This window comes from Brevundimonas sp. SH203 (assembly GCF_002157625.1).
Taxonomy (GTDB): Bacteria; Pseudomonadota; Alphaproteobacteria; order Caulobacterales; family Caulobacteraceae; genus Brevundimonas.
On the sequence record NZ_BDMM01000001.1, the window covers coordinates 758,764 to 782,080 of the forward strand.

Genomic DNA, 23,317 nt, shown 5'->3' on the forward strand with positions numbered 1-23,317 from the left:
CACGCCGGTCTGTTCATCTTCCTGACAGAATGGCTTGGCGCGGATGATCTTCGCGCGCTAGGCTGACGGGGACGGGCGCCGCTTCGGACCGCCCACATCGGAATGACGACCCATGCCGGAGACCCCCGGCGCGCCTCGACGGCGCGACGAGCGGTCCCAGCCGTCCCGTCCGCGGGATGCGTCGGGTCGGGATGCGCCGCTGTATGGCGCGCTCGATCTGGGGACCAATAATTGTCGGCTGCTGATCGCGCGGCCTTCGCGCGACGGCTTTCGCGTGGTGGACAGTTTCAGCCGCATCGTGCGCCTGGGCGAGGGCCTGTCGCGCACCGGGCGGCTGGACCCGCAGGCCATGGACCGGGCCTATGACGCCCTGGCCCTGTGCGCCGAACGGATCGTCAGGAAGGGCGTGGAATCGGCGCGTCTGAGCGCGGTCGCCACCCAGGCCTGCCGTGCAGCCGAGAACGGCGCGGAATTCATCGACCGGGTGCGAAAAGGCACGGGCCTGCGCCTGCGTATCATCGACCCGGCCGAGGAAGCGCGGCTGGCGGTCGAGGGCTGCCTGAACCTGATCGATCCCCGGGCCGAGGGCGTGGTCATCATCGACGTGGGCGGCGGCTCGACCGAACTGTCGTGGCTGAAGCGCGACGATGCGGAATGGCGGACCACCGGCTGGATGTCCGCGCCGCTGGGCGTCGTCACCCTGGCCGAACGCCACCCGGAGCCGGAGAACGCAGGCGAACCCTGGTACCAGGCCATGGTCGCCGACATGGGCGCGGCCCTGGCGGACGGCGGCATTCAGGACGACGGAATGCTGGACCTGTTGCGACGCGACCGCGCGCACCTGATCGGCACCTCGGGCGCGATCACCAGCCTGGCGGGCATTCACCTGAAACTGCCGCGCTATAACCGCGACCGGGTCGATGGACTGTGGATGACGCGCGGCGAGTGCGAGGCGGCGGCTGATCGGCTGAAGGCGCTGGGGCCGCAAGGACGCGCGCGCGAGGCCTGCATCGGCCCTGACCGCGCCGATCTGGTGCTGGCCGGCGCCGCGATCCTGGAGGCCATTCAGCGCGCCTGGCCGTCCGAAAGGGTCCGCGTCGCCGACCGGGGCCTGCGCGAAGGTCTGTTGCTGCAGAGGATGCGCGAGGACCAGAAACCCCCGCGTCGCCGCCGTCGTCGGCGCGGACGCGGGCGGGGTTCGGCGAGCTGAGGCTTTACGCCCCCGGCGTCACCTGCACCGGCACATCGATGTCGCAGACCGAGAAGTCGGTGCCCTTGGCCTGACGCGCATGGTCAGCCAGGGCGCGGAAAGCGGCCGAGGTCGTGTTCATCATCTGCACCGTGGGGCGTTCGGCCTGGGGCAAGTCGACGGCCAGACGCACGCGGGTCATGCGATCCGGCTCGGTCACGATGCCGTCCGGGTTCGGACTGGCCTTCAGGGTGCGCACCACGTCCAGACCCGACACCACGCGGCCCCAGACGGTGTAGCGTTTTTCCAGAGCCGGATAGGCCTGACGCATCAGGAAGAACTGGCTGTTGGCGGTGTCGTTGCCCTCGTCACGCGCCATGCCGGCGACGCCGGGGCAATACAGCCCCCAGCCGTGGACCTTCTTGTCGCCGGTGCCGGACATCAGGGCGTCGGGCTGGGTCTGGACCGGCACAGAGCGGACGAAGCCGATCAGGGAGCCGGTCGGGGCGGCGACGGGCGTAAAGGCCATGTCCGGCCCGCGTCGGAAGGTGAACTCGCCCTTCAGATCGGGATACCAGCTCTGGCCCTCCCCGGTGCCCAGCGGATCGCCGGTCTGGGCCATGAACCAGTCGATCACCCGGTGCCAGGCCAGATTGTCGTAGAAACCGCGTGCCGCCAGAAGCTTGATCCGCTCGACATGGGCGGGCGCAAGCTCGGGCGCCAGTTCGACCAGTATGCGCCCCTTGGTCGTGTCGATGACCAGAAGATCGTTGGGCGAAATGGCGCGCCAATCGGTCGGGGCCGGCGGGGGCGGAGGCGGCGACGCCTCCTGCGCCAGAACCGGGCCGGACAGAAGGGCGGACAGGACCGCCGCCGCCAATGCGTTTCGAACCATGTCCCCTACCCCTCCTGATGTTGAATGCGGCCTCAGCCGCCGACGACCTCGGCCACCGGCTGGACGTCGCAGATGCTGAAGGCCGCGCCACGCGCGGTGCGGGTCGCGGCGATCCGGTCGGCGAAGGCCGCGCTTGAAGCGTTCAGCACGCGCACGGTCGGGCGCTGCCCCTCCGGCAGGGCCGAGGCCATGCGAACATGGGTCATGACGTCAGGGTCCGTCACCTTGCCGTCCTCGGCGTCCGAGCCCTTCTTGATCTTGTCCAGCACATCCATGCCCGACACCACGCGGCCGAAGGCGGTATAGACGCCGTCCAGCTGATCGCGCGCGCCCATCATCAGGAAGAACTGGCTGTTGGCGCTGTCGGGCGCCCCCGAACGGGCCATGCCCAGCACGCCGGGGCAGAACAGGCCGTGGGCGTCGACCTTGAAATCGGCCGTGACCATCATCTGGGCGTCGGGTTGGGTCTGGACCGGCAGATCGCCGACCAGACCGCGCAGACCGGCGCCCGCGTTCGGCACCGCGACGAAGCCGGCGTCGCGGCCGCGACGGAAGTTGAACTCGGCCTTCAGGTCGGGCAGTTCGCTGCCGCCCTCGCCCGTGCCCTTGGGGTCGCCGGTCTGGGCCATGAAGCCGGGAATGACGCGGTGGAATTTCAGCCCGTCGTAGAACCCCTGATTGGCCAGGGTGCGGATGCGTTCAGCGTGGTTGGGCGCCGCAACCGGAACCAGTTCGACCAGGATGCGGCCCTTGGCGGTGTCGATGACCAGAAGGTTCTCGGGCGCGATGGTGCGCCAGTCGGCGGCCGAGGCCGCGACAGGGGCGGCGGCCGGCGCGGCCGTCTGGGCCTGGACCGCGCTGGAGGCCAGAAGGGCGGCGAGGCCGGCCGCGATGATCGCCTTACGCATAGTCGTTCTCAAATCCCGTTCTTGACCTTGTCCCGCACGCGCTCGGCGATGGCGGGGCTGACGAAACTGTCGATCGCGCCGTCCAGACGGGCGATTTCCTTGACCAGGCGCGAGGCGATGGCCTGATGCCGTGGATCGGCCATCAGGAATACCGTCTCGATGTTCTGATTGAGGCGCTGGTTCATGGCCGTCATCTGGAATTCGTATTCGAAGTCGGCGACCGCGCGCAAACCCCGGATGATGACGTTGGCGTTCACTTCCTCGGCGAAATGCATCAGCAGGTTCGAAAAGGGCTCGACCACGATGTCGCCGGCCAGGCCCGCGACCTCGTCCTGCAGCATCTGGACGCGCTCGTCCGTGGTGAACAGCGGCCCCTTCTCGTCATTGCGCGCCACGCCGATGACTACGCGGTCCACCAGCTTCAGCGCACGCTTGATGATGTCGGTGTGCCCGTTCGTCACCGGGTCGAAGGTGCCCGGATAAAGTCCGATGCGCATGGCGTGTCTCCCCAGCCTGTCGCCTGCCGTTCGGCGTCGTTTAGCAGGTGCGAAATGAGCGGCCTAGACGCCTGACAGCTTCGTCATCGTCGCGGCGCCATGGCTTGCGGCGTTTGCGACGCCCAGGCGCGCTCCAGCCGGTCCAGAATTATCGGATCGGCAGAGAAGGCGACATCGCCGATGGCCGTAATGGGACAGGCGGGCGTGGCGCTGTTGCACAGAAAGGCGCCGTCGAAATCCGACAGATCGGCCAGAGCAACCGGGCGGCTTTCACACGCCAGACCAAAGTCGCTCAGCCCTCGCTGGATCAGGGCCTGGGTCACGCCCGCCAGCATCGGTCCCTCAGGCCAGATGATTCGTTCCCCCTGTATAAAGCCGATGTTCCAGAGCGAACCTTCCAGAATCCGTCCCTGCGCATCCACGAACAGCGCATCGTCGAAGCCGTCGGCGCGGGCGGCGCGGCGGGCGCGGATCAGCCCCATCGTCGCGACGTGTTTCAGATGCGGCGCCTCGCGCTCATAGATGATCGGCGTCACGCGGATCGAGGCGGCCAGAGGCGGCGGAGGCGGCGAAACCACCGTCATCACCCTGGGGCGACCGACGAAAGATGGCGCGCGATGGCCGATCTCGGGCGAAAACAGGCTGACCCTCAGCCAGCAGGCGTCGCGCCCCCCGACCGCCTGGGCCATCAGGCGACACAGTTCGCCCTCGCCGGGGCTGTCGCCGAACAGTTCGAGCGCCGCCTGCTCCAGTCGCGCCAGATGCAGGTCGAGACCCCGCACGCCTCCCTGCTCCACGCGAAACGAGGTGTAGGCGCCGTAGCTGACTAGCGCCTGATGGGCGAGATCGTCAGGCGTGGCGGGCTGGCCGTCGATCAGGATGTCCACTGGAGGCTCCATTCCGCTCATCCCGGCGAAGGCCGGGACCCAGTTCTGTCGCTCGGCAGTGCGTTGGACGACCTTGATGCGAAGCGATCAAAGGTACTCGCCCAAAGCACTGGGTCCCGGCCTTCGCCGGGATGAGCGGACACCCCTGACCTGATCAGCCCTCGCCCTCGTCGCCCGCGACTTCGGCGTCATCGCCGCCGCTTTCCGGCAGGCGTTCGACCGAGACGACCTTTTCGTCTTTGCCGGTGCGGAAGATGGTGACGCCCTGGCTGGAGCGGCCGACGATGCGGACCTGATCGATACGGGTGCGGATCATCTGACCGCCCGATGTGACCAGCAGCAGATCGTCGCTCTCCTCGACCGGGAAGGCCGCCGCAAGACGGGTGCCCGCGCGTCCGCCCAGACCGTGCGCCGTCAGCCCCTGACCGCCGCGACCCGTGCGGCGATATTCATAGGCCGAGGACCGCTTGCCGAAGCCGGTGTCCGTGACCGTCAGGATGAACTGCTCGGCCGCGCCCAGTTCCGCGATGCGTTCGACCGACAGCACCGCGTCGGCCGTCGCCTCGTCATCGGCCTCGACCGGAGCGGCGTCTTCCTCGCCCTCGGCGCCGGCCAGGGCCTTACGCATGGCGTTGGCGTGTTTGACATAGGCCGAGCGTTCTTCCGGCGTCGCGTCCACCCGGCCCAGGATGGCCATGGAGATGACCTCGTCGCCGTCCTGCAGGCGCACGCCCCGGACGCCGGTGGAATCCCGGCCCTTGAAGACCCGCACGTCGTCGGCCTTGAAGCGGATCGCCCGGCCCAGCGCCGTGGTCAGCAGCACGTCGTCGTCAGCGGTGCAAAGGCCGACGCCGACCATATGGTCGTCGCCTTCCAGCTTCATGGCGATCTTGCCCGCGCGGTTCACCGTGGCGAAATCCGACAGCTTGTTCCGGCGCACGTCGCCCGAACTGGTGGCGAACATGATGTCATAGTCGCCCCAGGTCGCCTCATCCTCGGGCAGGGGCAGCACGTTCATGATGCTGTCGCCTGGCTCGATCGGCAGCAGATTGACGAAGGCCTTGCCGCGCGACTGCGGATTGCCCAGCGGCAGACGCCAGGTCTTCAGCTTGTAGGCCTTGCCGTTGGTGGCGAAGAACAGGACCGGCGTGTGGGTCGAGGCGCTGAAGACGCTGGTGATGGCGTCCTCGTCCTTCATCGCCATGCCGCTGCGGCCCTTGCCGCCGCGATGCTGGGTCCGATAGGCGTTCAGCGCCACGCGCTTGACATAGCCGGTATGGGTGACGGTGACGACCATGTCCTCGCGCGGGATCAGGTCCTCGTCCTCCATCTCGCCGTCGCCTTCCCCGATCAGGGTGCGACGCGGGACGGCGAACCTGTCCTTCACCTCGATCAGGTCGTCGCGGATGATGGCCAGGACGTTCTTGCGGTCCGACAGGATCGTCAGGTGGCCCTGAATGGTATCGGCCAGGCTGCGCGCCTCGCCGAAGATGTCGTCGCGGCCCAGGCCCGTCAGACGCGACAGGGTCAGGGCCAGGATGGCGCGCGCCTGTTCGTCGGTCAGGCGGATCTTGTCGCCCTCGACGATGACCGAGCGCGGGTCGGCGATCAGCTCGACCAGCGCCATCATGTCCCCCACCGGCCAGGCCTTGGCCTGCAGACGCTCGCGCGCCTCGCTGGGATCGGCCGACGAGCGGATGATGTGGATCACCTCGTCGATGTTGGCGACGGCGACGGCCAGACCGACCAGCACGTGGCCGCGGTCGCGGGCCTTGGCCAGTTCGAACTTGACCCGGCGGACCACCACCTCCTCGCGGAAGTCCAGGAAGACCTCCAGCAGGGCGCGCAGGCCCATCTGCTCGGGCCGGCCGTGGTTCAGCGCCAGCATGTTGACGCCGAACGACGACTGCATGGCGGTGTAGCGCCACAGCTGGTTCAGGATCACATCGCCCGAGGCGTCGCGCTTCAGCTCGATGACGATCCGCATCCCCTGGCGGTCGGATTCGTCGCGGACGTCGGAAATGCCTTCCAGACGCTTTTCGCGAACCATTTCGGCGATCCGCTCGATCAGGGTCTGTTTGTTGACCTGATAGGGCAGTTCCGTGACGACGATGGCTTCGCGGTCCTTGCGGATTTCCTCGATGGAGGCGCGGCCGCGCACGACGACCGAGCCGCGACCGTCGCGCAGGGCGTTGCGCGGCGCCGTGCGGCCCATGATCTCGCCCCCGGTCGGGAAGTCGGGACCGGGCACGATGTCCAGAAGGGTGTCGTCCGAAATGTTCGGATCGTCCAGCAGGGCCAGGGCCGCGTCCACGACCTCGCCCAGATTATGCGGCGGGATGTTGGTCGCCATGCCGACGGCGATGCCGCCCGCGCCATTGACCAAGAGGTTCGGAATCCGGCTCGGCAGGACGACCGGCTCCAGCTCCTTCTCATCGTAGTTGGGCTGGAAATCGACGGTGTCCTTGTCGATGTCGGTCATCAGGGCGACGGCGGCGGGCGCCATCCGGGCCTCGGTGTAACGCATCGAGGCGGGCATATCGCCGTCGACCGAACCGAAGTTGCCCTGGCCGTCGACCAGCATCAGCCCCATCGAGAAGGGCTGCGCCATCCGCACCAGGGCCATATAGACCGAGGCGTCGCCGTGGGGGTGGAACCGGCCCAGCACGTCGCCGACCACGCGGGCGCACTTGGAATAGGCGCGCTCGGGCGTCATGTTCAGGTCGTGCATCGAATACAGGATGCGCCGGTGAACGGGTTTCAGGCCGTCGCGCGCGTCAGGCAGGGCGCGACTGACGATCACGCTCATGGCGTAGTCGAGGTACGAACGCTTCAGTTCGTCCTCGATCGTGATCGTGGAAATGTCGGAGCCGCCGCCTCCGCTATTAATCGGGGTCGCGGCGTTTTCGTAGCTGTCGTCGGTCAATGAAGCGTGGCTTTATGCGGCCGGAATCGGAACGTGATCCGTTGTGACGATTTCTAGCATTCAAGGGGCCCGGTGGCAAAGCGACGCCAACCGTGAAAGCCCGTCTCTGAAAGGACTTTTCATATGCGCGCCCATACGCTCGCCGCCGCCCTTCTGATCGCCTCGCCGCTGGCCCTGACCACGGCCTGCGCCGCGACCGGCAACGCCCCGCAAGCCATCGTCGAACGCGCCCCCGTCGGCGCCACGGGCCAGGCGATCCTGGTCAACGCCTCGGGCGCCAACATCGGCCGCGTCGATCTGCGCCAGGGGCCGACAGGCCTGCTGATCAAGGTGGAGGCCTCGGGCCTGACGCCGGGCTGGCACGGCATCCATATCCACGCCACGGGGGCCTGCGCCGCGCCCTTCACCTCGTCCGGCGCCCACATCAACCACGGCGAACCGAAACAGCCGCACGGCCTGTTGAACCCCGCCGGTCCCGACGACGGCGACCTGCCCAACATCTACGCCGGCGCGGACGGCAAGGTGAACGCCGAGCTGTTCACCACCCGCGCCCGCATTTCCTCGGAAGGCCCCGGCCAGTGGCTGTGGGACGCCGACGGTTCGGCCATCATCATCCACGCCAATCCCGACGACCACACGACCCAACCCATCGGCGGCGCCGGCGACCGCGTGGCCTGCGCGGCGCTCAGCGCCAGCTGATCGGTCAGCGCCCGCGTTCGGCCAGGAGGCGGTGGATCAGTTCGGTCTGCTCCTCCTGCCGGGCCGTCAGATGCTCGACCTTTTCCAGCAGGGCCATGATCTAGATCTCGGCCTTCAGATTGACCTGATAGTCATTGCCGGCGTCCAGCCGATCCTTGGCCGCCTGCCGGTTCTGGCTCATCATGATCACCGGCGCCTGCACCGCCGCCAGCATGGACAGCACCAGGTTCAGGAAGATGAACGGATAGGGATCGAACGCCTCCTTCCGCAGCAGGACGTTGGTGATCGTCCACAGCGCCAAAAAGACGCCGAACCCGATGATGAAGGGCCAGGAGCCGCCAAAGGCCGCCACCCGGTCCGCCAGCCGCTCGCCGAAGGTCTGGTGATCGGCGAAGGTCTCGTTGATGTCCTCCGAGATCGGGCGGCGGTCGGCCGCGCTGGCCACCACGCTGGCCTCCGGCTCGGGTAGTTCGCGCACGGCCTTGCCCAGCCAGCGGCGAGAGACATGATCGGCGTCGAGCGGGGTGCGGGTCACGGGCGGCTCCTTAGTCGGTTCGGATCAGATCAAGCCTTCGCCGCGCCCGCGCGCAAGCCCCGTTCGGCCAGGGCCACCAGCACCACCCCGCCCATGGCGATGGCCGAGCCGGTCAGAATCTGCGGCGTCAGCACGTCGCCCATCAGGCCCCAGCCGATGGCCATCGACACCACCGGCGTCGCCAACAAATAGGGCGTCACCCGCCCCGCCTCTCGCCGCTGCACCAGCCAGAACAGCAGGGTCGTCGCCAGAACCGACGACACCACCCCGGCCCAGATCAGCGACACCCAGACCATCGGCGGCGCCGCGCGCATAGCCTCGATCTGACCATGCTCAAACACCAGCGAGCCGAAGGCCATCACCGGCAGGGTGCCCGCCGCCAGCAGCCCCTGCATCTTCAGCGGCGGAATGGAGGTCGTCCTGCGCGCCACCACCGTCGCCACCGCCCAGGCCGCGCCCGCCGCAATCCCCACCAGAATGGCGCGCCAGTCCTGCAGCGCATGGGCGTCCAGCGTCATCCAGGCCACGCCGACGAAGGCGATTCCCATGCCGACCATCGCGCCCCGGCTCAACCGCTCGCCCAGGATCAGAAAGGCGAAGAGGGAGGTGAAGGGAATCCAGAGCTGATTGGCCACGGTCACGGGGCTGATGTCATGCGCCAGCCAATAGGCCGTATAGACCAGCCCATACTGGACCGGCCCGCCCACCAGCACGATGATCAGAAGGCTTTTCCAATCCGGGAACGGCGGCCGCACGAAGGCGAACAGACAGGCGCTGGCGATGCCGAACCGGATGGCGCCGACCAGCAGGGGGCTGAGGTGTTCCGTCGCCAGCTTGGCGCCCGCATTGTTCACACCCCAGACGACGATGATCGCCAGAATGGCGGCGATCTCCAGCCCGGTCAGGGCTTGAGGCTTGGCGGGCGCGGGCGGGACGGCGTCGGTCATGATCCTGCTATGTCATTCTCGCGGGCGAGCGTCGGCTCACATTGGATGACCCGAAGTTTCGTGTTCAGAAACCCGGCTTGACCACCATCAGCCAATAGATGGCCAATACCCCGGCGAAGGCGGGCCAGCCCAGGGCGAACCACCAGCGGAACAGCCGGTGATAGGCGGGCGGCAGCGGCGCCCCCTGCCCTGCCGCCTGTTCGGCCAGCTTCATCATCCGATACTGAATCCACACCACCGGCAGCCAGCACACACCGATCAGGACATAGAGGCCATAGGCGGCCAGCAGCCACGGACTGGTCAGGGGCCAGCCCTGCAGATGGATCAGGCCCAGACCGCTGATCGGCTGGACCACCACGGCGCTGGCGGTGAAGACGAAATCGGCCAGAACCACGATCCTGCCGACATCGGCCACCGTCTTCGCATCTCGGGTCGCGTGGGCACGCAGCATGAAGAAGGCGATGCCCGCACCCGTGCCGAACAGCACGGCCCCGGACAGGATGTGAACGATCTTCAGTACGAAATACAGGCTCATCGGCGGGCGTCCGTGGCGGCGACGAACAGGCACAGGGCCATCATCGGCAGAACCTTCAGCCACGGCCCCAGCGGGTCGATCCAGTAGTGCGGCAGGCTGAGCGTCCCGGCGATCAGATAGCCGACCGTGGCCAGACACATGAAGACGGCCACCCGCGCCGTCCACGGCCGCACGAACAGCATCAGCCCCAGCACCACGTCCAGCAAAGCGCCCCACCAGGCGATGGGGCCGGCCCAGCGGCCATAGCCGCCCTCATGCAGGATGGCGACCGCACGGCTCCAGCCTGGGCCGAAGCTGATCAGGCCGGTGATCAGCCAGAACAGACCCAGGGTCACGATGGCGACCGGCCGCACGAACCACAGCCGCGCGTGCCAGACGTCCTGGACCGACGCCGGGGTCTGGGCCAGAAAGTCCGTAAAACCGCGCGAACGCACGCCCAGCGCCTCGGCCCAGCCGCTATCCTGACCCGAGACGTCGTGATCCATCTGTTTGATGGCCGTGGTGCGGATCGGCGACGACCAGCCCAGCCGCCCCAACAGGTCGCCGACCGCCAGGGCCGGCGCGGCAAGGGCGCGCGGCACGCGCACGACCGGCGCAGGCTTCAGACCCAGCCAACCGCGATACAGCCGCACCGTCTCGGCCATGCTCACCGCCTCCGGCCCCGGCATGTCGAAGGACGCCTGCGACGGCGCGCCGGGCTTCACCGCCGCGACCACGGCGCCGCACAGGTCGCTGAGCGGAATGGGACGGAAAGTCTGGTCGCCGCCCACGACCGGGCTGAACAATGGAAAGGCCGCCAGGGCCCGGATCAGGCCCGTGCCGCCGAACGCCGCCCGATCCACCACCAGCGACGGCCGAAGGATCAGCCAGTCCAGGCTGCTGGCCTGAACCAGACGCTCAGTCTCGGCCTTGGTCCGCGCATAGTCGGTGCCCGCCGCATCGTCCGCCCCGACGGCGGAGATATGCACCAGTCGCCGCACGTCCGCCGCCCGACACGCCGCGATCAGGGCGCGGGGTCCATCGACGTGGGCGGCGCGGGTGCTGTCGCCCCCGCCGTCCTGCAAGACGCCGACGCAGTTCACCACCGCATCGACGCCGTCCAGCACCGGCCCCCACGCCTCGGCCGTCGTCAGTTTGGAAAAGTCGGCGGAAACCCAATCGAAAGCGGGCGCGCGGCGGGCCGGTTCGGCCATGCGGCGCGCGCCGGCCCGAACGGTCCAGCCATCGGACGCCAGGGCCGCCGCGACATGGGAGCCTATGAAGCCATTGGCGCCCAGCACCAGCACCCGTCCGGTCATCCCAACACCCTGTCGTTCAGATCGACGCCTTTCGGCGGCATGGCGCACCAGGTCGCGCCGGGGAAACGACGCCGACGACGCGCGACGATGTCATAGAGGGCGTCGCGAACGACGCGCGGCACGATCCGCCCCGCCGTCGCCAGCCGATAGGGCGCGGGCAGAAGGGCGGCGATGCCCAGCACGCCGTCCGAACGCTGGCGCGCCACGCCGTCCTGGATCAGCAGCATCGTATAGGGATCGTCGGGATCGACGCCGTAGTGGACCAGTAAGGCCCGCCCCAGCGGCGATTGCGTAGGCGCGAGGCGAATACGCCCGGCCCGGTCATGCTTCAGGATCTTGCGCGCCGAGCCGGAACACAGGGCGCAGTCGCCGTCGAACAGGACCAGGGGCCGGTCGTCCGGGAAGGCCGGCACGGCCGGGTCCTCACGATAGCTGTAAGGCCCCCGCCCCACCGACAAAGCCTCAGAACGGAATGTCGTCGTTCAGGTCGTAGCTTTCCTTGGGGCCGCTGGGCTTGTTGGCGCCGCCGGTGGAGAAGCCCGAGGAATAGTCGTCGTCGCCGCGACCACCGCCGCCGCCGCCGTAGCCGCCGCCCGACGAACCGCCTTCCGAACGGCCGCCCAGCATGGTCAGTTCACCCTTGAAGCGGCTGACCACGATCTCGGTCGAATACTTCTCGACACCCTGCTGATCGGTCCATTTGCGGGTCTGGAGCGCGCCCTCGATATAGACGGTCGAGCCCTTCTTCACATAGTTCTCGACCACCTTGACGATGTTGTCGTTGAAGATGACGACCCGGTGCCACTCGGTCTTTTCCTTGCGCTCGCCCGAGGACTTGTCGCGCCAGGTCTCGGACGTGGCGATGGACAGGTTGGCGATACGGTCGCCGTTGGGCATGGAGCGGATTTCGGGGTCGCGCCCCAGATTGCCGACCAGAATGACCTTGTTGACGCTGCCCGCCATGGAAACTTCCTTTTCTCGAAGGGCGGCGCGTTTCTCGCCCGCCCCGTAAGTCAGCCGGATGTCTTAGGGCCGAAGCGGATCACCGCCAGACGCATTCGACATCAGACCCGCCAAATCGGTGGATTAACGAAATGTTCCACCTTTGTTCACACCACGCAAGACCTACTTCGCGGCCGGCTCCGCCGCAATGGCGATCGGACGGCCGGTTGCGTCGCGCTGAATGGCGCCGGGAATGGCCAGGCGGCCGTCGCCGGTGCGGGCCATCGAGAAGAAACGGCTGCCGGTCAGGCTCTTGCCGATCTTGACCCCCTCGCGGTCGATGAAGATGAAACGGCCCTGATAGGCGCCCGCGATCTCCTGGTTCGATCCGCCCATACGCAGGAAGCGCAGACGCATTTCCTCCAGACGCGCGGCGCACTGTTCCAGTTGAGGCTGGTCGTCGGCGATCTTCTGCAGGCGCGGCGGCGCATTGTCCGGCGTGGCCACGAAATAGCAGGCGCCGGGCGCAAACTCATATTTCGGCTGGTTGGAGCAGGCGCCCAGGGCGGCCGCGCCGGCGACGATGGCGATGAGGGCGAAACGCATCAGTTCATCCCGGGAAATTGGCAGTTGCGATCCTGTTCCGCCAAGGTGCGGAAACGCGCGTTATCATTCGACTGTTCCACGCGGCGCGGCACCAGACGCAGAGTCACGTCGCCCCAGCGGCCGTACTGGGCGTCGCCCGGCCCGACGCAGGTTCCGGCGTAGAGCGCCTGAACACAGGCGTTCAGGCTCATGCCGCTGGACAGGGTGCGCCAGTCCGAGCCGGTGTGACGCAGGCACGGGCTGCCCGACGCCACCGGCGTCGACTTGGGCGCGGGCGTCTGTTCCACGCTGGCGGGCGGCGCGGTCTCGGCCATCTGGACCGCCGGCGCCTCGGGCGGCGGGGCGAAGGCGGCGGTCGGCGCGGCGGCCAGGGCGCCGGTCGAATCCAGCCCCACGTCCAGGGCGTCGGTGGCCAGGCCGTTGCGGCGCGCGCAGTCGGCCAGGGTCGCCATGCCCACGAACTGACCATCGACGAAGCAGCGCAGTTCGCGCGTCGGCTCCAGGCTGGGCGCCTCGGCCAGATTGACCACCAGCCCGCCCTTGGACGCCGGCGGCGCCTCGGTCGGCTTATCGCCGCCGCCGGTGAAGATCAGGGCCAGCACGACGGCGGCGACGATCACCACGCCGGCGCCGACCGCCAGGATGACGCGGTTGTCTTTCGGAAGGGCCATGAACGGGCTTTCACTGAAGGGAAGGCCAATAAGGCCAAGCGGGAGCCGGGCGTCAACCGCCTTGGACGCCCCCGCGCGGCGTCAGGCCAGCAGACGGTTCAGCGCGGCCTGGAAGTTGGCGGCCTGGGTCTGCTGATAGGCGGTGGAGGAGCCCGCGCTCGTCTGGGAATTGGTGGTCGGGGCGCTCTGCGGTCCCAATGATCGATAGGCCGAGCGCACCGCCGTCATGGCCTGGGCCAGGGCGTCGATCGCGGCTTTGACGTTGGTCGCGTCGTTCAGATTCAACGTGTTGGGCAGGTTCAGCCCATAGGTCTTGGCCGATTTGTCGCCGGTCTTGCCGACGAAGCCGGGCGAAAGACCCAACGCGGCCAATGCATCCTTGCCCAAGGCGCCGGCCGAGATGACGGCGCCCTCCTTGTTGTCGGCGGCGACGATCTGAAGCCGCTGAACCGGCGGCACGACGCGCGAATCGGTGACGACCGTCGCCTTCAACTGACGGTTGGACGCCGTCATGATCTTCTTGGCCAGGGTGTCCAGCGTATCCTTGGCCTCGATGGTCACATTGACGGCGCGTCCCCCGCCGGCCGGCGAAATGCTGAACTGATCGCCGACACGCGCGGACGTGGCCACGGTCAGCAGTTTGGAATCCGCCTGCATGATCTCGCCCTGCGGCAAACCCAGCCGGTCCAGAACGCTGGCGCCGCCCGAGACGATGCTCAAGCTGGTCGGCATGACCTGATCCCCCTCCCCGCGCCAGGTCTGATTGTATTCGACGACGCCCGTGGCCAGATCCAGCCGCGCCAGATAGGCCCGGGTCGGATCGGTCTTCGCGGCGCCGGCGTCGCGGTTCGTGCCGGTGATCCAGACCTTGCCGTCCTTGATCTTGACGTCGGCGGCGGTGTCGTTGCCCGTCCCGCCGAAATAGGTCAGGCGGTCGCTGACGGCGGCCTGCAGATCGGTCGACAGGGTGGCCACGAAGACATCGGTTCCGCCGGCGTGGGCGTTGGTTTTCGTGGCGACATCCAGAGCGGGATTGTCGGTCTGGCCCGTCAGCACGACCTTGCCGTTCTCGACCGAGATCCCGGCGATGGAGCCGCTGGCCAGACCCAGATCGCGCGTCGCGGCCAAGGTCGGCACGCCGGAGGCGTCCAGGGTGAAGCGGCGCACGATCGCGCGCCCGTTCTCGACCCCGGCGGTATAGACGTCGGACCCCGACACCGTCATGGCCTGGACCGAATCGTCGCCGTCGGTGCCGAACTGCAGCGTCGAGACATTCACCCCGACATCCGGGCCGTTGATCTTGATCGGCTTTTCCTGGAACGTCTGGAGATAGGAGTCCCAGCCGCCCAGGGCCGCCTGACCCGGCATGGCGGATTTGGAGCGTCCGGCGACATAGACCATGCCGTCCGCGCCGAAGCGGACCTCGGTCGCCTCGTCCGCCGCCTTGGCCCCGCGCCTCTGGGTCCACAGTTCCTTGCCGTCGTCGTCGAAGACGGTGACGAAACTGTCGGCCGTGTTGGCCGCATCGCCGCTCTTGCCCGGCTCCAGCGCTCCGGTGACGGACCCGGCGACCGCGACCCGGCCGTCCGAGTCCACGGCGATGGAGAAGCCGTTGGCGGTCGAGGCGGCGCCCAGCAGCTTGGTCTGCACCAGATTGCCGCCGGAATCGTATTTCAGCAGGGCCACGTCGCGGGCGCCCTTGATCGGCTGGTTTGCGGCGCCCTGGGTCAGGTCGGCGACCACCCAGATCGAGCCGTCGGGCGCCGGGGCGCTGGCGCGAGCGGCGGCGACCCCGGCGGGCAGGTCGGTCTGACCCGTGCGGCCCGCGACCCAGAACGGATCGTCGACGCCCTGCTGCGCCGCCGGAGCCGCGCCGCCGTCCGCCTGAAACTTCAGCAGTTGCGCCCCGCTCTTGGCGCCCGAGCCCTGGGTCACATAGACCGCATCGGATGTATCGACAGCCTGGAAGCCGACGGTCTCGCCCACCGCGCCGCGCACACGCAGCGCCCATTGGTCCGGCCCCGCCGGCAGGGTGATGGTCTTGGAGCCGCTTTTGACGACCTTGGGCTGGGCCTCGATCATCTGACGCTCGACGCGGGTGGCGACGCCGGCGCCTTGCAGCACGCCGTTGATGTGGGCGATTACATTGTCCATCGTCCGGGGCGTGGAGCCCATGTCGGACAGGTCGACGCCGATCGACTGTGTTCCGGCGCTGGTTCGGATGGTCACGGCGAACTTCACGTCGCCCTCGAACGCCTTGACGCTGTCGCTCAGCGAGCCGTCGTGGATCGGGATGGTGGTGTAGGTGGACTGCGCCTTTTCCAGCGCGAAGCCGGTCTTGACGGTCGATTTGGACACGCCCTGCACCATCCGCACGTCTTCGAAGCCGGCGGATTTCAGATAGTCGGACATCTCGACCATGCCCGCTTCGAACCGTTTGCCGACCTGGGCGGCTTCGGCGCTGCTCAGCCCCTTGGCGTTGGCGCGGTCGGCCAGGGCGCTGAGGGCGTTCAGACCCTGATAGAGGGCGAACAGCTTGCGATAGTCGGCCGAGGCGCCGGCCATATCCAGATCGACGTTGGCCTCGTTGATCAGGCGGCGTCCCGCCAAGGCGGCGCGCACCATGTCGCTGGCCTTGGGCGCCGAAGCGGCGGCGGTGGAGGCCCACGGCGCCGTCGGCTGCGTCTTCTTGGCTTTCACCGGCGCTGCGGACGCAGGGGCGGGCGACGACGACGCCCCCGTCGACGTCCCGAACAGACCCAGCAGATAGCTGTTGTTGATCATTCAGGCGGCTCCGCGTCGATCATGCCGCCCGGCCCGATAACGAACCCTTAAATCGCCGATCAGCCCTTGAAGAGCGACAGGATGATCTGCGGCGACTGGTTGGCGATGGACAGGGCCTGGACGCCGAGCTGCTGCTGGACCTGCAGGGCGGTCAGACGGGCGCTTTCCTTGGCCATGTCCGCATCCACCAGATTGCCGATGCCCGCCTCCAGCGCGTCGGACAGCTTGCCGACATAGGTGGTGTGGCGTTCGATCTGCTTGGACTGAGACCCCAGTTCGGCCAGGCGCGCGCTGCTGGTGGCGATCGCGGCGTTGACGGCCGTGAGGGCGGTCGAGGCGTTCGCGGCGCTGGTCAGGCTGGTCCCGGTCAGCGACAGACCCGCCACCGTCAGATTTTGCCGGTCCAGGGAAATGGTTTCCGACGCATCGGCGCTGGCCAAGAAGTTCAGCGCCGTGGTCGCCCCGCCATCCAGGATGTTCGAACCGTCGAAGGTGGCGTTTTCGGCGAACGACTGGATCGACTTCAGCAGCGACTGATATTCGTCGTCGTAGGAGGTCCGCATCGCCGTGGTGGCGCTGGGATCGGCGGCGGCGGTCGCCTTCTGCTTCAGCTCGACCAGGATGTCGGAAATCTGGGAACCGGCGGCCAGAGACACATCGGCGATGGAGGTCGCGCGGTTCAGGCTGGTGGTGACGGCTTCCAGCGAGCCGCGATCCGCGCGCTGCCCCTGGGCCACCGCCCAGACGGCGGCGTTGTCCTTGGCGCCCTGCACCTTCAGCCCCGTGTTCACCCGACTCTGCGTCGAAGCCAACTGATCGTTGGTTCTGTTCAGATTCTGCAGGGCGATCATCGCCGAGGTGTTGGTGTGGATGCTGGTGGTCATGGCTTCAAGCCCCGGACGTTCTGTTGCGCCCAGTATTAACCATGAGTCGTGAGCGGATGGTTAATACGCCGGAAACCATGATTGCGCCGTCCGGCGAGCCGGCGGCGTTAACGTTTCCAGACATCCCTCCCCGGTCGTCAGGCCGAGGTGTCGACCACCTTGCCCTGGCGATAGGTCGGATCGACGGCCAGCTTTTCGACGTCTTCACGCGGCAACTGGCGGATAACCTCCCCCGTCACCCGGTCCAGCACCTTGTAAACGTAGCGGTTCTTGCCGACCGCCTCGATGGTCAGGCGATACCGGCTGGCGTCGCTGTTGTCGTTGCGGGCATGGGTTTGTGCGACCGTTGCGGGCGCTGGCGCCGTGGCGCTCAAGGGTACGCTTGTTACTCTCGCGACATGGTTTGTCATGGCTCCCCACGCGGATGAATCCGCGCGCCTCTAGGGGGTAGGAGACGCTCGGACGGGGCGGCGAACCGCCCCGCCCGGTCGCCTTAGCGGAACAGGCCCAGCAGGATGGAGCTGGACGAGTTGGCGATCGACAGCGCCTGAACGCCAAGCTGCTGCTTGGTCTGCAGGGCCGTCAGACGGGCGCTTTCCTTGGCCAGGTCCGCATCGACCAGGTTGCCGATGCCGGCTTCCGTGGCGTCTTGCAGCTTGCCGACGAAGGTGATGTTGCGACCCACCGACTTGGACTGGGTGCCCAGGGTCGCCAGATCGGTGGTCATGGCCTTGATGGCCGCATCCACCTTGGTGCGGATGGCCGCAGCGGCCGTCGCGTCCGCCGGAGCGGTCGCGGCGGTGGTCACGTCCGTGATCGCCGTGGCGGCGGCCTTGTCGGTCGTGCCGAAGCCGATCGTGCTGGTCGAACCCGACGTGTTGGTGGTGACGGTCGTCGCCGTGGTGGTGTTCCACAGATTGACGCCGTCGAACGTCGCGCCCTTCAGCGCCGCGTCCACTTCCTTGCCCAGGGCATTGAAGTCCGCCAGATAGGCCGCCTGCGCGTCGCCCGTGGAAGAGCCGAGATTGACCGCCAGGGCCTTCATCTCTTCCAAAGTGGACGTCACGGTGTCGCCCGCGGCCAGGGCCACGTCGACGATGGATTGACCCCGCTGCAGCGAGTTCTTGACCGCATCCATGGCGCCCATGTTGGCGCGCTGGGTGGTGGCGATGGCGAAGATCGCGCCATTGTCCTTGGCCGAGGACACCTTCATGCCGGTGTTGATCCGGTTTTGGGTCGTCTGCAGCTGTTCGGCCGTCTTGTTCAGGTTTTGCAGCGCGATGGACGCGCCGTAGTTCGTATTGATGCTGTTAGCCATTTTGGCTGTCCTTCTTCACTTCGTGATGGCCGTCGCCGTTTTGGCGACGGGAGCGTTTTGCTCGGGGTTGCTCAGGTCGTCGGACGGGGCGGCGAACCGCCCCGTCCGGTCGCCTTAGCGGAACAGGCCCAGCAGGATGGAGCTGGACGAGTTGGCGATCGACAGCGCCTGAACGCCAAGCTGTTGCTTGGTCTGCAGGGCCGTCAGACGCGCGCTTTCCTTGGCCAGGTCCGCATCGACCAGGTTGCCGATGCCGGCCTCCGTGGCGTCTTGCAGCTTGTTGACGAAGGAGAGCTGACGACCGACCGACTTGGACTGGGTGCCCAGGGTGGCCAGGCTGGTCGCCACCGTCTTCAGCGCCGCGTCGACGTTCGTCGTCGTGGCGTTTGCAGCGGTGATGGCGCCGGTGTTGACGGCCGCCAGGGTCGCGTCCGTCGAGACGTTGGCCGCGAAGCCGACGCCATAGGTGCCGCCAGACGTATTGGTCGTCACATTGGTCACGCCTGCGGTCGCCCACAGGTTCACGCCGTCGAAGCTGGCGCCCGACAGGGCCGAGGCCACTTCCTTGCCCAGGGAGTTGTAGTCGGCCAGATAGGCCGTCTGGGCGTCGCCGGTCGAGGAGGCGATGTTGACCGCCAGGGCCTTCATCTCTTCCAGGGCCGAGGTCGCTGTGTCGCCGGCGGCCAGGGCCACGTCGACGATGGATTGACCGCGTTGCAGCGAGTTCTTGACCGCGTCCATGGCGCCCATGTTGGCGCGCTGGGTCGTGGCGATGGCGAAGATGGCGCCATTGTCCTTGGCCGAGGACACCTTCATCCCGGTGCTGATCCGGGTTTGGGTCGTCTGCAGCTGGGACGCCGTCTTGTTCAGGTTTTGCAGCGCAACGGCCGCGCCGTAGTTCGTGTTGATGCTGTTCGCCATTTTGGCTGTCCTTCTTCACTTCGTGATGGCCGCCGCCGTTTTGGCGACGGGAGCGTTTTGCTCAGGGTTGTGGCGACCGACCACGCCGGTCCCCGGTGACGAAGCCTTGGCGCGCCGCCGAAGCGATCACGCCTCCGGGCCTCAGCGGAATAGGCTCAACAGGACCGAGCTGGACGAGTTGGCGATCGACAACGCCTGCACGCCCAGTTGTTGCTTGGTCTGAAGCGCGGTCAGCTTGGCGCTTTCCTTGGCCAGGTCGGCGTCCACCAGATTGCCGATACCCGCCTCGGTCGCGTCCTGCAGCTTGCCGACGAAGGTCAGCTGACGGCCGACCGACTTGGACTGGGTGCCCAGGGTGGCCAGGCTGGTCGTCACGGTCTTGATCGCGGCGTCCACATTGCCGACGGTGGCGTTCGCGGCCGTGATAGAGCCGGTGTTGACGGCGGTCAGCGTCGCGTCGGCCGACGGTGCCGCGGCGAAGCCGATGGCGTAGGTTCCACCCGACGTATTGGTCGTCACGTTCGTCGTGCCGGCGGTCGTCCAGAGGTTGGCGCCGTCGAAGCTGGCGCCCGACAGGGCCGAGGCCACTTCCTTGCCCAGGGAGTTGTAGTCGGCCAGATAGGCCGTCTGGGCGTCGCCGGTCGAGGAGGCGATGTTGACCGCCAGGGCCTTCATCTCTTCCAGGGCCGAAGTCGCGGTGTCGCCGGCGGCGAGGGCCACATCGACGATGGATTGACCGCGTTGCAGCGAGTTCTTGACCGCGTCCATGGCGCCCATGTTGGCGCGCTGGGTCGTGGCGATGGCGAAGATGGCGCCGTTGTCCTTGGCCGTCGCGACCTTCATCCCGGTGCTGATCCGGTTCTGGGTCGTCTGCAGCTGGGACGCCGTCTTGTTCAGATTCTGCAGCGCGACGGCCGCGCCGTAGTTGGTGTTGATGCTGTTCGCCATTTTGGCTGGTCCTTGTTCACTTCGGTGACATCCGGCGCCGTTTTGTCGCCAGGAGCTTTTTGCTCGGTCGGTAAGAAGCAATTGCCGGGCCAGGATCGCCGGCCGACAAATCGCACAACTTACTGTTTTTACGGGTTAATCTTTGATTTACCGTCCTTTCTGGTCGGCAAGACTTGCCGAGCGAACCGCCTCACCCGGCAATTTCTGCCCAGAGACGACCGAGGGATGCCGTGCGGACGCCAGGCGCCCGCGTTTGACCGTGATGCCGGGCCGCCGCCTTAGTTGCGGAACAGGCTCAGCAGGATCTGGCTGGAGGAGTTGGCGATGGACAGCGCCTGGACGCCCAGTTGCTGCTTGGTCTGCAACGCGGTCAGCTTGGCGCTTTCCTTGGCCAGATCGGCGTCGACCAGATTGCCGATCCCGGCCTCGGTCGCGTCCTGCAGCTTGCCCACGAAGGTCAGCTGACGGCCCACCGACTTGGATTGGGTGCCCAGGGTCGCCAGGTTCGTGGTCACTTCCTTGATCGCCGCATCGACGATGGCGGTGGTGGCTCCAGCACGCGCCGCCGTGCCGGCGGAAACCGCCGTGATGGGCGCAGCGGCGGCCTTGTCGGTCGTGCCGAAGCCGATCTGATAGGTTCCGCCGCTGACGCTGGTGGTCACATTGGTCGCCGTGGTCGTGTTCCACAGATTGACGCCGTCGAAGCTGGCGCCCTTCAGCGCCTTGTCGATCTCGGAACCCAGAGAGTTGAAATCGTTCAGATAGGCGGTTTCCGAGTCGGAACCGGCGACGGACGACTGGATATTGACCGCCAGTTGCTTCATCTCTTCGAGAGCGGCGGTGACGGTGTCGCCGGCGGCCAGGGCCACGTCGACAATGGATTGGCCGCGTTGCAGCGAATTCTTGACCGCGTCCATGGCGCCCATATTGGCGCGCTGGGTCGTCGCGATGGCGTAGATAGCGCCGTTATCCTTGGCGGTGGCGACTTTCAGACCCGTGTTGACACGGTTCTGCGTGCGAGCCAGCTGATCGTTGGTCGCATTGAGGTTCTGCAGCGCGATGGCGGCGCCGTAGTTCGTATTGATGCTGTTAGCCATTTTGGCTTTCCTTTTTCACTTCGTGTGATGTCCGGCGCCATTTTAGCGCCAGGAGCCTTTTGCTCGGTCGGATCAGGAGCAAAGGCGGGGCCAGTTTTCCAACCGCCCGCCGACGCGCCGTTTCATTGTTTTTATTGATTTTATTTCACAAGCAGGCGCAACGACCCGGCAAGTCCGGCCGCTGGACGGCAGAAGTTGCCGAGTCGTTTTTGCAGGGCCGTCAGCGCCGAGCGCCTCGCCCCTTTCCTGGAGCATCCTGCATGGCCCGCTCGGCCAACAGGGTTTCGACAGCCAGACGCCGTGCGCCGTCGCAGGCGACGATCTGGGCGCCGCGCAGCACATAGGCCGCGTCCAGATCGCCCGCCGTCGGCTCAGCCGGCAACACGGCCAGGGCGCAGGGCCGCATCGCCGCCGCCGGCAGAACCAGTCGCGGCGGCGCAACCGTCGAGATCGGGGGCGAGCCGGCACAGCTGGCCATCATGATCGCGCAGGCGATCAGCGCGGCGGGGGTCCAAGGGTTGGTCGGCGTCATCGGCGCTCCTGGCCTGGACGACGGCGGCGGCGGTCGCCCGCTCGGCCCTCGTCGTCATCTGTTGATAGTGATCGACGCGCTGCGCCTGAACGGCCGCGCCCTGGGCCTCCAGCCGTCGCGCTTCCTCCTGCGCCGCCGCCTCAATCGAAGCCTGGCGGACCTCGGCTTGCGCGGCGGCCAGGCGTTTTTTCTGGAGATTCAGCGGGTCCCAGCGAAAACCCAGTCCGCCCAACAGGGCGACGGCGCACGCCAGGGCGGCGAGGCCCGCCGCCAGCCGGCCCAGCGGCGTCAGGGCGCGAAACACGGTCGCCGCGCTCATGGAAAGGCCTTTCGATCCAGTTCGAAATGCGGCCCGTCGCGCAGCGTCGTCCAGTCGCCGCCCCAGATCAGGGACGTGTTCAGGTCCGACGCCGCCGCCTTGAAGGCCTCGGCGATCCGGCCATAAAGGGGCCAGTCCCAGCGCACCTGCCCTTCGACCAGGGCGGCGACATCGACGGCATGGCCGGTCAGGTGACGCGACCGCAGCGTCCGGCTGGCCCCGGCCTTGACCAGAACCGCCTGACGCGCCGGCGTGCGCAGCCCCTCGGTGATCATGAAGTCCACCGAGGAACGCGCGATGGCCGCCTCGACCACGGCGACCAGGGCCGGATGCACGCCCTGCAGCCGGGCGCGCGAGCGGACGGACAGACGAAAGCTCACGGCCGCCCTCCCGGCATCCGCAGACGCGCACTGGCCGACAGGGCGATCAACTGCTGGGCGGTGGGCGCCACCAGATAGAGGACCAGGATCAGGGCCAGCAGGCCCATCAACCCGTCCGCCGTGCGCGGCAGCATCGTGGGCGGCATCCGCCCCACTACCTGCATCAACAGCACCCACAGCCCCGCGCTGACCGCAAAGGCGTAGAGGCGGCGAAACAGCCATCGCCCCTCGGCCAGCGGTTTCTGACTGCGCCTGTTCATCGTCCGTCCTCCTCGTCATAGGGCGCCGGGGCGCAGCGGCCGTCCCAGCCCGATTGCGCCCGCCATTCCGTGTCGGTGAGGCTGTCGGGCGCTTCCCACGCCTCGTCCTCCAGCACCTCGACCGGCTCGGCCGGATGTCTGCGCCGGCTCATCCGACGATCGTGATGCGAACCGCGCCCGCCGCGCCCGAACCGCCCGCGCCGCCTGCGGTCAGGCCCGCGCCGCCTCCGCCCCCGCCGGCCCCGAACCCGCCGCCGGAACCGCCCGGTGCGCCCGCACCTCCGGCCGAGGCCGTTCCACCCCCGCCGCCCCCGCCGACCAGCGACAGGGCCGGATCGG

At 67.6% G+C, this 23,317-nt stretch carries 28 protein-coding genes; 2 read left to right on the forward strand and 26 right to left on the reverse strand.

From position 1 onward, the window contains the following. Positions 1 to 112: 112 nt before the first annotated feature. Positions 113 to 1,210: a Ppx/GppA phosphatase family protein gene (locus SH203_RS03770; protein ID WP_087119487.1), complete on the forward strand. Its 1,098-nt coding sequence runs from the start codon at positions 113 to 115 to the stop codon at positions 1,208 to 1,210. A gap of 4 nt (positions 1,211 to 1,214) precedes the next feature. On the opposite strand, the gene SH203_RS03775 is transcribed toward SH203_RS03770, so the two are convergent. The 5 genes from SH203_RS03775 to gyrA form a co-directional block, all read right to left on the reverse strand. Continuing rightward, positions 1,215 to 2,084, reverse strand: coding sequence for a peptidylprolyl isomerase (locus tag SH203_RS03775; RefSeq protein ID WP_087119488.1), 870 nt, complete (start codon positions 2,082 to 2,084; stop codon positions 1,215 to 1,217). 32 nt (positions 2,085 to 2,116) lie between these two features. Beyond that, positions 2,117 to 2,992: a peptidylprolyl isomerase gene (locus SH203_RS03780; RefSeq protein ID WP_087119489.1), complete on the reverse strand. Its 876-nt coding sequence runs from the start codon at positions 2,990 to 2,992 to the stop codon at positions 2,117 to 2,119. Between the two features lie 8 nt (positions 2,993 to 3,000). Then, entirely contained in the window at positions 3,001 to 3,489 is a 489-nt protein-coding gene (gene coaD / locus SH203_RS03785) for a pantetheine-phosphate adenylyltransferase (RefSeq protein ID WP_087119490.1), read from the reverse strand. Positions 3,490 to 3,572: 83 nt separating this feature from the next. Further along, the gene (locus SH203_RS03790; protein ID WP_087119491.1) at positions 3,573 to 4,388 is read right to left on the reverse strand and encodes an aminotransferase class IV; all 816 of its coding nucleotides are present in this window, start codon (positions 4,386 to 4,388) and stop codon (positions 3,573 to 3,575) included. A gap of 142 nt (positions 4,389 to 4,530) precedes the next feature. Next, the gene (gene gyrA / locus SH203_RS03795) at positions 4,531 to 7,302 is read right to left on the reverse strand and encodes a DNA gyrase subunit A (RefSeq protein WP_087119492.1); all 2,772 of its coding nucleotides are present in this window, start codon (positions 7,300 to 7,302) and stop codon (positions 4,531 to 4,533) included. A 123-nt stretch (positions 7,303 to 7,425) separates the two neighbouring features. Here gyrA and SH203_RS03800 point away from each other — a divergent pair, with 123 nt between their 5' ends. Next, on the forward strand, positions 7,426 to 8,001 hold the full coding sequence (locus SH203_RS03800; RefSeq protein WP_087119493.1) for a superoxide dismutase family protein: 576 nt from the start codon (positions 7,426 to 7,428) through the stop codon (positions 7,999 to 8,001). Positions 8,002 to 8,101: 100 nt separating this feature from the next. On the opposite strand, the gene SH203_RS03805 is transcribed toward SH203_RS03800, so the two are convergent. From SH203_RS03805 to SH203_RS15470, 21 genes are all read right to left on the reverse strand, one after another. Beyond that, positions 8,102 to 8,536 carry a DUF1003 domain-containing protein gene (locus SH203_RS03805; protein ID WP_234989365.1) on the reverse strand — a complete coding sequence of 145 codons (435 nt, stop codon included), beginning with the start codon at positions 8,534 to 8,536 and terminating at the stop codon, positions 8,102 to 8,104. A gap of 29 nt (positions 8,537 to 8,565) precedes the next feature. Then, complete coding sequence (locus tag SH203_RS03810; RefSeq protein WP_087119494.1) at positions 8,566 to 9,483, reverse strand: DMT family transporter; 918 nt, start codon at positions 9,481 to 9,483, stop codon at positions 8,566 to 8,568. 64 nt (positions 9,484 to 9,547) lie between these two features. Beyond that, a complete protein-coding gene (locus SH203_RS03815) occupies positions 9,548 to 10,018 on the reverse strand; it encodes a DUF2269 domain-containing protein (RefSeq protein ID WP_087119495.1) in 471 nt (156 codons plus the stop codon). After that, positions 10,015 to 11,316: an SDR family oxidoreductase gene (locus SH203_RS03820; RefSeq protein ID WP_087119496.1), complete on the reverse strand. Its 1,302-nt coding sequence runs from the start codon at positions 11,314 to 11,316 to the stop codon at positions 10,015 to 10,017. The genes SH203_RS03815 and SH203_RS03820 overlap by 4 nt, the downstream gene beginning before the upstream one ends. Beyond that, positions 11,313 to 11,729 (reverse strand): thiol-disulfide oxidoreductase DCC family protein, encoded by a 417-nt coding sequence (locus SH203_RS03825; RefSeq protein WP_234989366.1) that lies wholly within the window; start codon positions 11,727 to 11,729, stop codon positions 11,313 to 11,315. Before SH203_RS03825 ends, SH203_RS03820 begins: the two co-directional genes overlap by 4 nt. A gap of 49 nt (positions 11,730 to 11,778) precedes the next feature. Further along, positions 11,779 to 12,279 (reverse strand): single-stranded DNA-binding protein, encoded by a 501-nt coding sequence (ssb, locus tag SH203_RS03830; RefSeq protein WP_087119497.1) that lies wholly within the window; start codon positions 12,277 to 12,279, stop codon positions 11,779 to 11,781. A 162-nt stretch (positions 12,280 to 12,441) separates the two neighbouring features. Next, complete coding sequence (locus SH203_RS03835) at positions 12,442 to 12,864, reverse strand: hypothetical protein (protein ID WP_087119498.1); 423 nt, start codon at positions 12,862 to 12,864, stop codon at positions 12,442 to 12,444. Next, positions 12,864 to 13,535: a hypothetical protein gene (locus SH203_RS03840; RefSeq protein WP_087119499.1), complete on the reverse strand. Its 672-nt coding sequence runs from the start codon at positions 13,533 to 13,535 to the stop codon at positions 12,864 to 12,866. The genes SH203_RS03835 and SH203_RS03840 overlap by 1 nt, the downstream gene beginning before the upstream one ends. 81 nt (positions 13,536 to 13,616) lie before the next feature. After that, the gene (locus tag SH203_RS03845; protein ID WP_087119500.1) at positions 13,617 to 16,319 is read right to left on the reverse strand and encodes a transcriptional regulator; all 2,703 of its coding nucleotides are present in this window, start codon (positions 16,317 to 16,319) and stop codon (positions 13,617 to 13,619) included. Positions 16,320 to 16,378: 59 nt separating this feature from the next. Then, positions 16,379 to 17,203 carry a flagellin gene (locus SH203_RS03850; protein ID WP_087119501.1) on the reverse strand — a complete coding sequence of 275 codons (825 nt, stop codon included), beginning with the start codon at positions 17,201 to 17,203 and terminating at the stop codon, positions 16,379 to 16,381. A 137-nt stretch (positions 17,204 to 17,340) separates the two neighbouring features. Continuing rightward, a complete protein-coding gene (locus SH203_RS03855) occupies positions 17,341 to 17,577 on the reverse strand; it encodes a flagellar protein FlaG (protein WP_087119502.1) in 237 nt (78 codons plus the stop codon). Positions 17,578 to 17,696: 119 nt separating this feature from the next. Beyond that, positions 17,697 to 18,521: a flagellin gene (locus tag SH203_RS03860; RefSeq protein ID WP_087119503.1), complete on the reverse strand. Its 825-nt coding sequence runs from the start codon at positions 18,519 to 18,521 to the stop codon at positions 17,697 to 17,699. A gap of 114 nt (positions 18,522 to 18,635) precedes the next feature. Next, complete coding sequence (locus tag SH203_RS03865) at positions 18,636 to 19,442, reverse strand: flagellin (protein WP_087119504.1); 807 nt, start codon at positions 19,440 to 19,442, stop codon at positions 18,636 to 18,638. Between the two features lie 141 nt (positions 19,443 to 19,583). Next, on the reverse strand, positions 19,584 to 20,390 hold the full coding sequence (locus SH203_RS03870; RefSeq protein WP_087119505.1) for a flagellin: 807 nt from the start codon (positions 20,388 to 20,390) through the stop codon (positions 19,584 to 19,586). 278 nt (positions 20,391 to 20,668) lie between these two features. Then, on the reverse strand, positions 20,669 to 21,487 hold the full coding sequence (locus SH203_RS03875; RefSeq protein ID WP_087119506.1) for a flagellin: 819 nt from the start codon (positions 21,485 to 21,487) through the stop codon (positions 20,669 to 20,671). A 220-nt stretch (positions 21,488 to 21,707) separates the two neighbouring features. After that, positions 21,708 to 21,893: a hypothetical protein gene (locus tag SH203_RS03880; protein WP_087119507.1), complete on the reverse strand. Its 186-nt coding sequence runs from the start codon at positions 21,891 to 21,893 to the stop codon at positions 21,708 to 21,710. Then, entirely contained in the window at positions 21,859 to 22,338 is a 480-nt protein-coding gene (locus SH203_RS03885) for a hypothetical protein (RefSeq protein ID WP_087119508.1), read from the reverse strand. Before SH203_RS03885 ends, SH203_RS03880 begins: the two co-directional genes overlap by 35 nt. Next, a complete protein-coding gene (locus tag SH203_RS03890) occupies positions 22,335 to 22,718 on the reverse strand; it encodes a M15 family metallopeptidase (protein WP_087119509.1) in 384 nt (127 codons plus the stop codon). Before SH203_RS03890 ends, SH203_RS03885 begins: the two co-directional genes overlap by 4 nt. Next, positions 22,715 to 22,978 (reverse strand): hypothetical protein, encoded by a 264-nt coding sequence (locus tag SH203_RS03895; protein WP_200808780.1) that lies wholly within the window; start codon positions 22,976 to 22,978, stop codon positions 22,715 to 22,717. Before SH203_RS03895 ends, SH203_RS03890 begins: the two co-directional genes overlap by 4 nt. Further along, complete coding sequence (locus SH203_RS15465) at positions 22,975 to 23,130, reverse strand: hypothetical protein (protein ID WP_159457533.1); 156 nt, start codon at positions 23,128 to 23,130, stop codon at positions 22,975 to 22,977. Before SH203_RS15465 ends, SH203_RS03895 begins: the two co-directional genes overlap by 4 nt. Then, positions 23,127 to 23,317: hypothetical protein (locus SH203_RS15470; RefSeq protein WP_200808781.1), on the reverse strand; the 191-nt coding region annotated here is incomplete at its 5' end. The genes SH203_RS15465 and SH203_RS15470, both read right to left, overlap by 4 nt.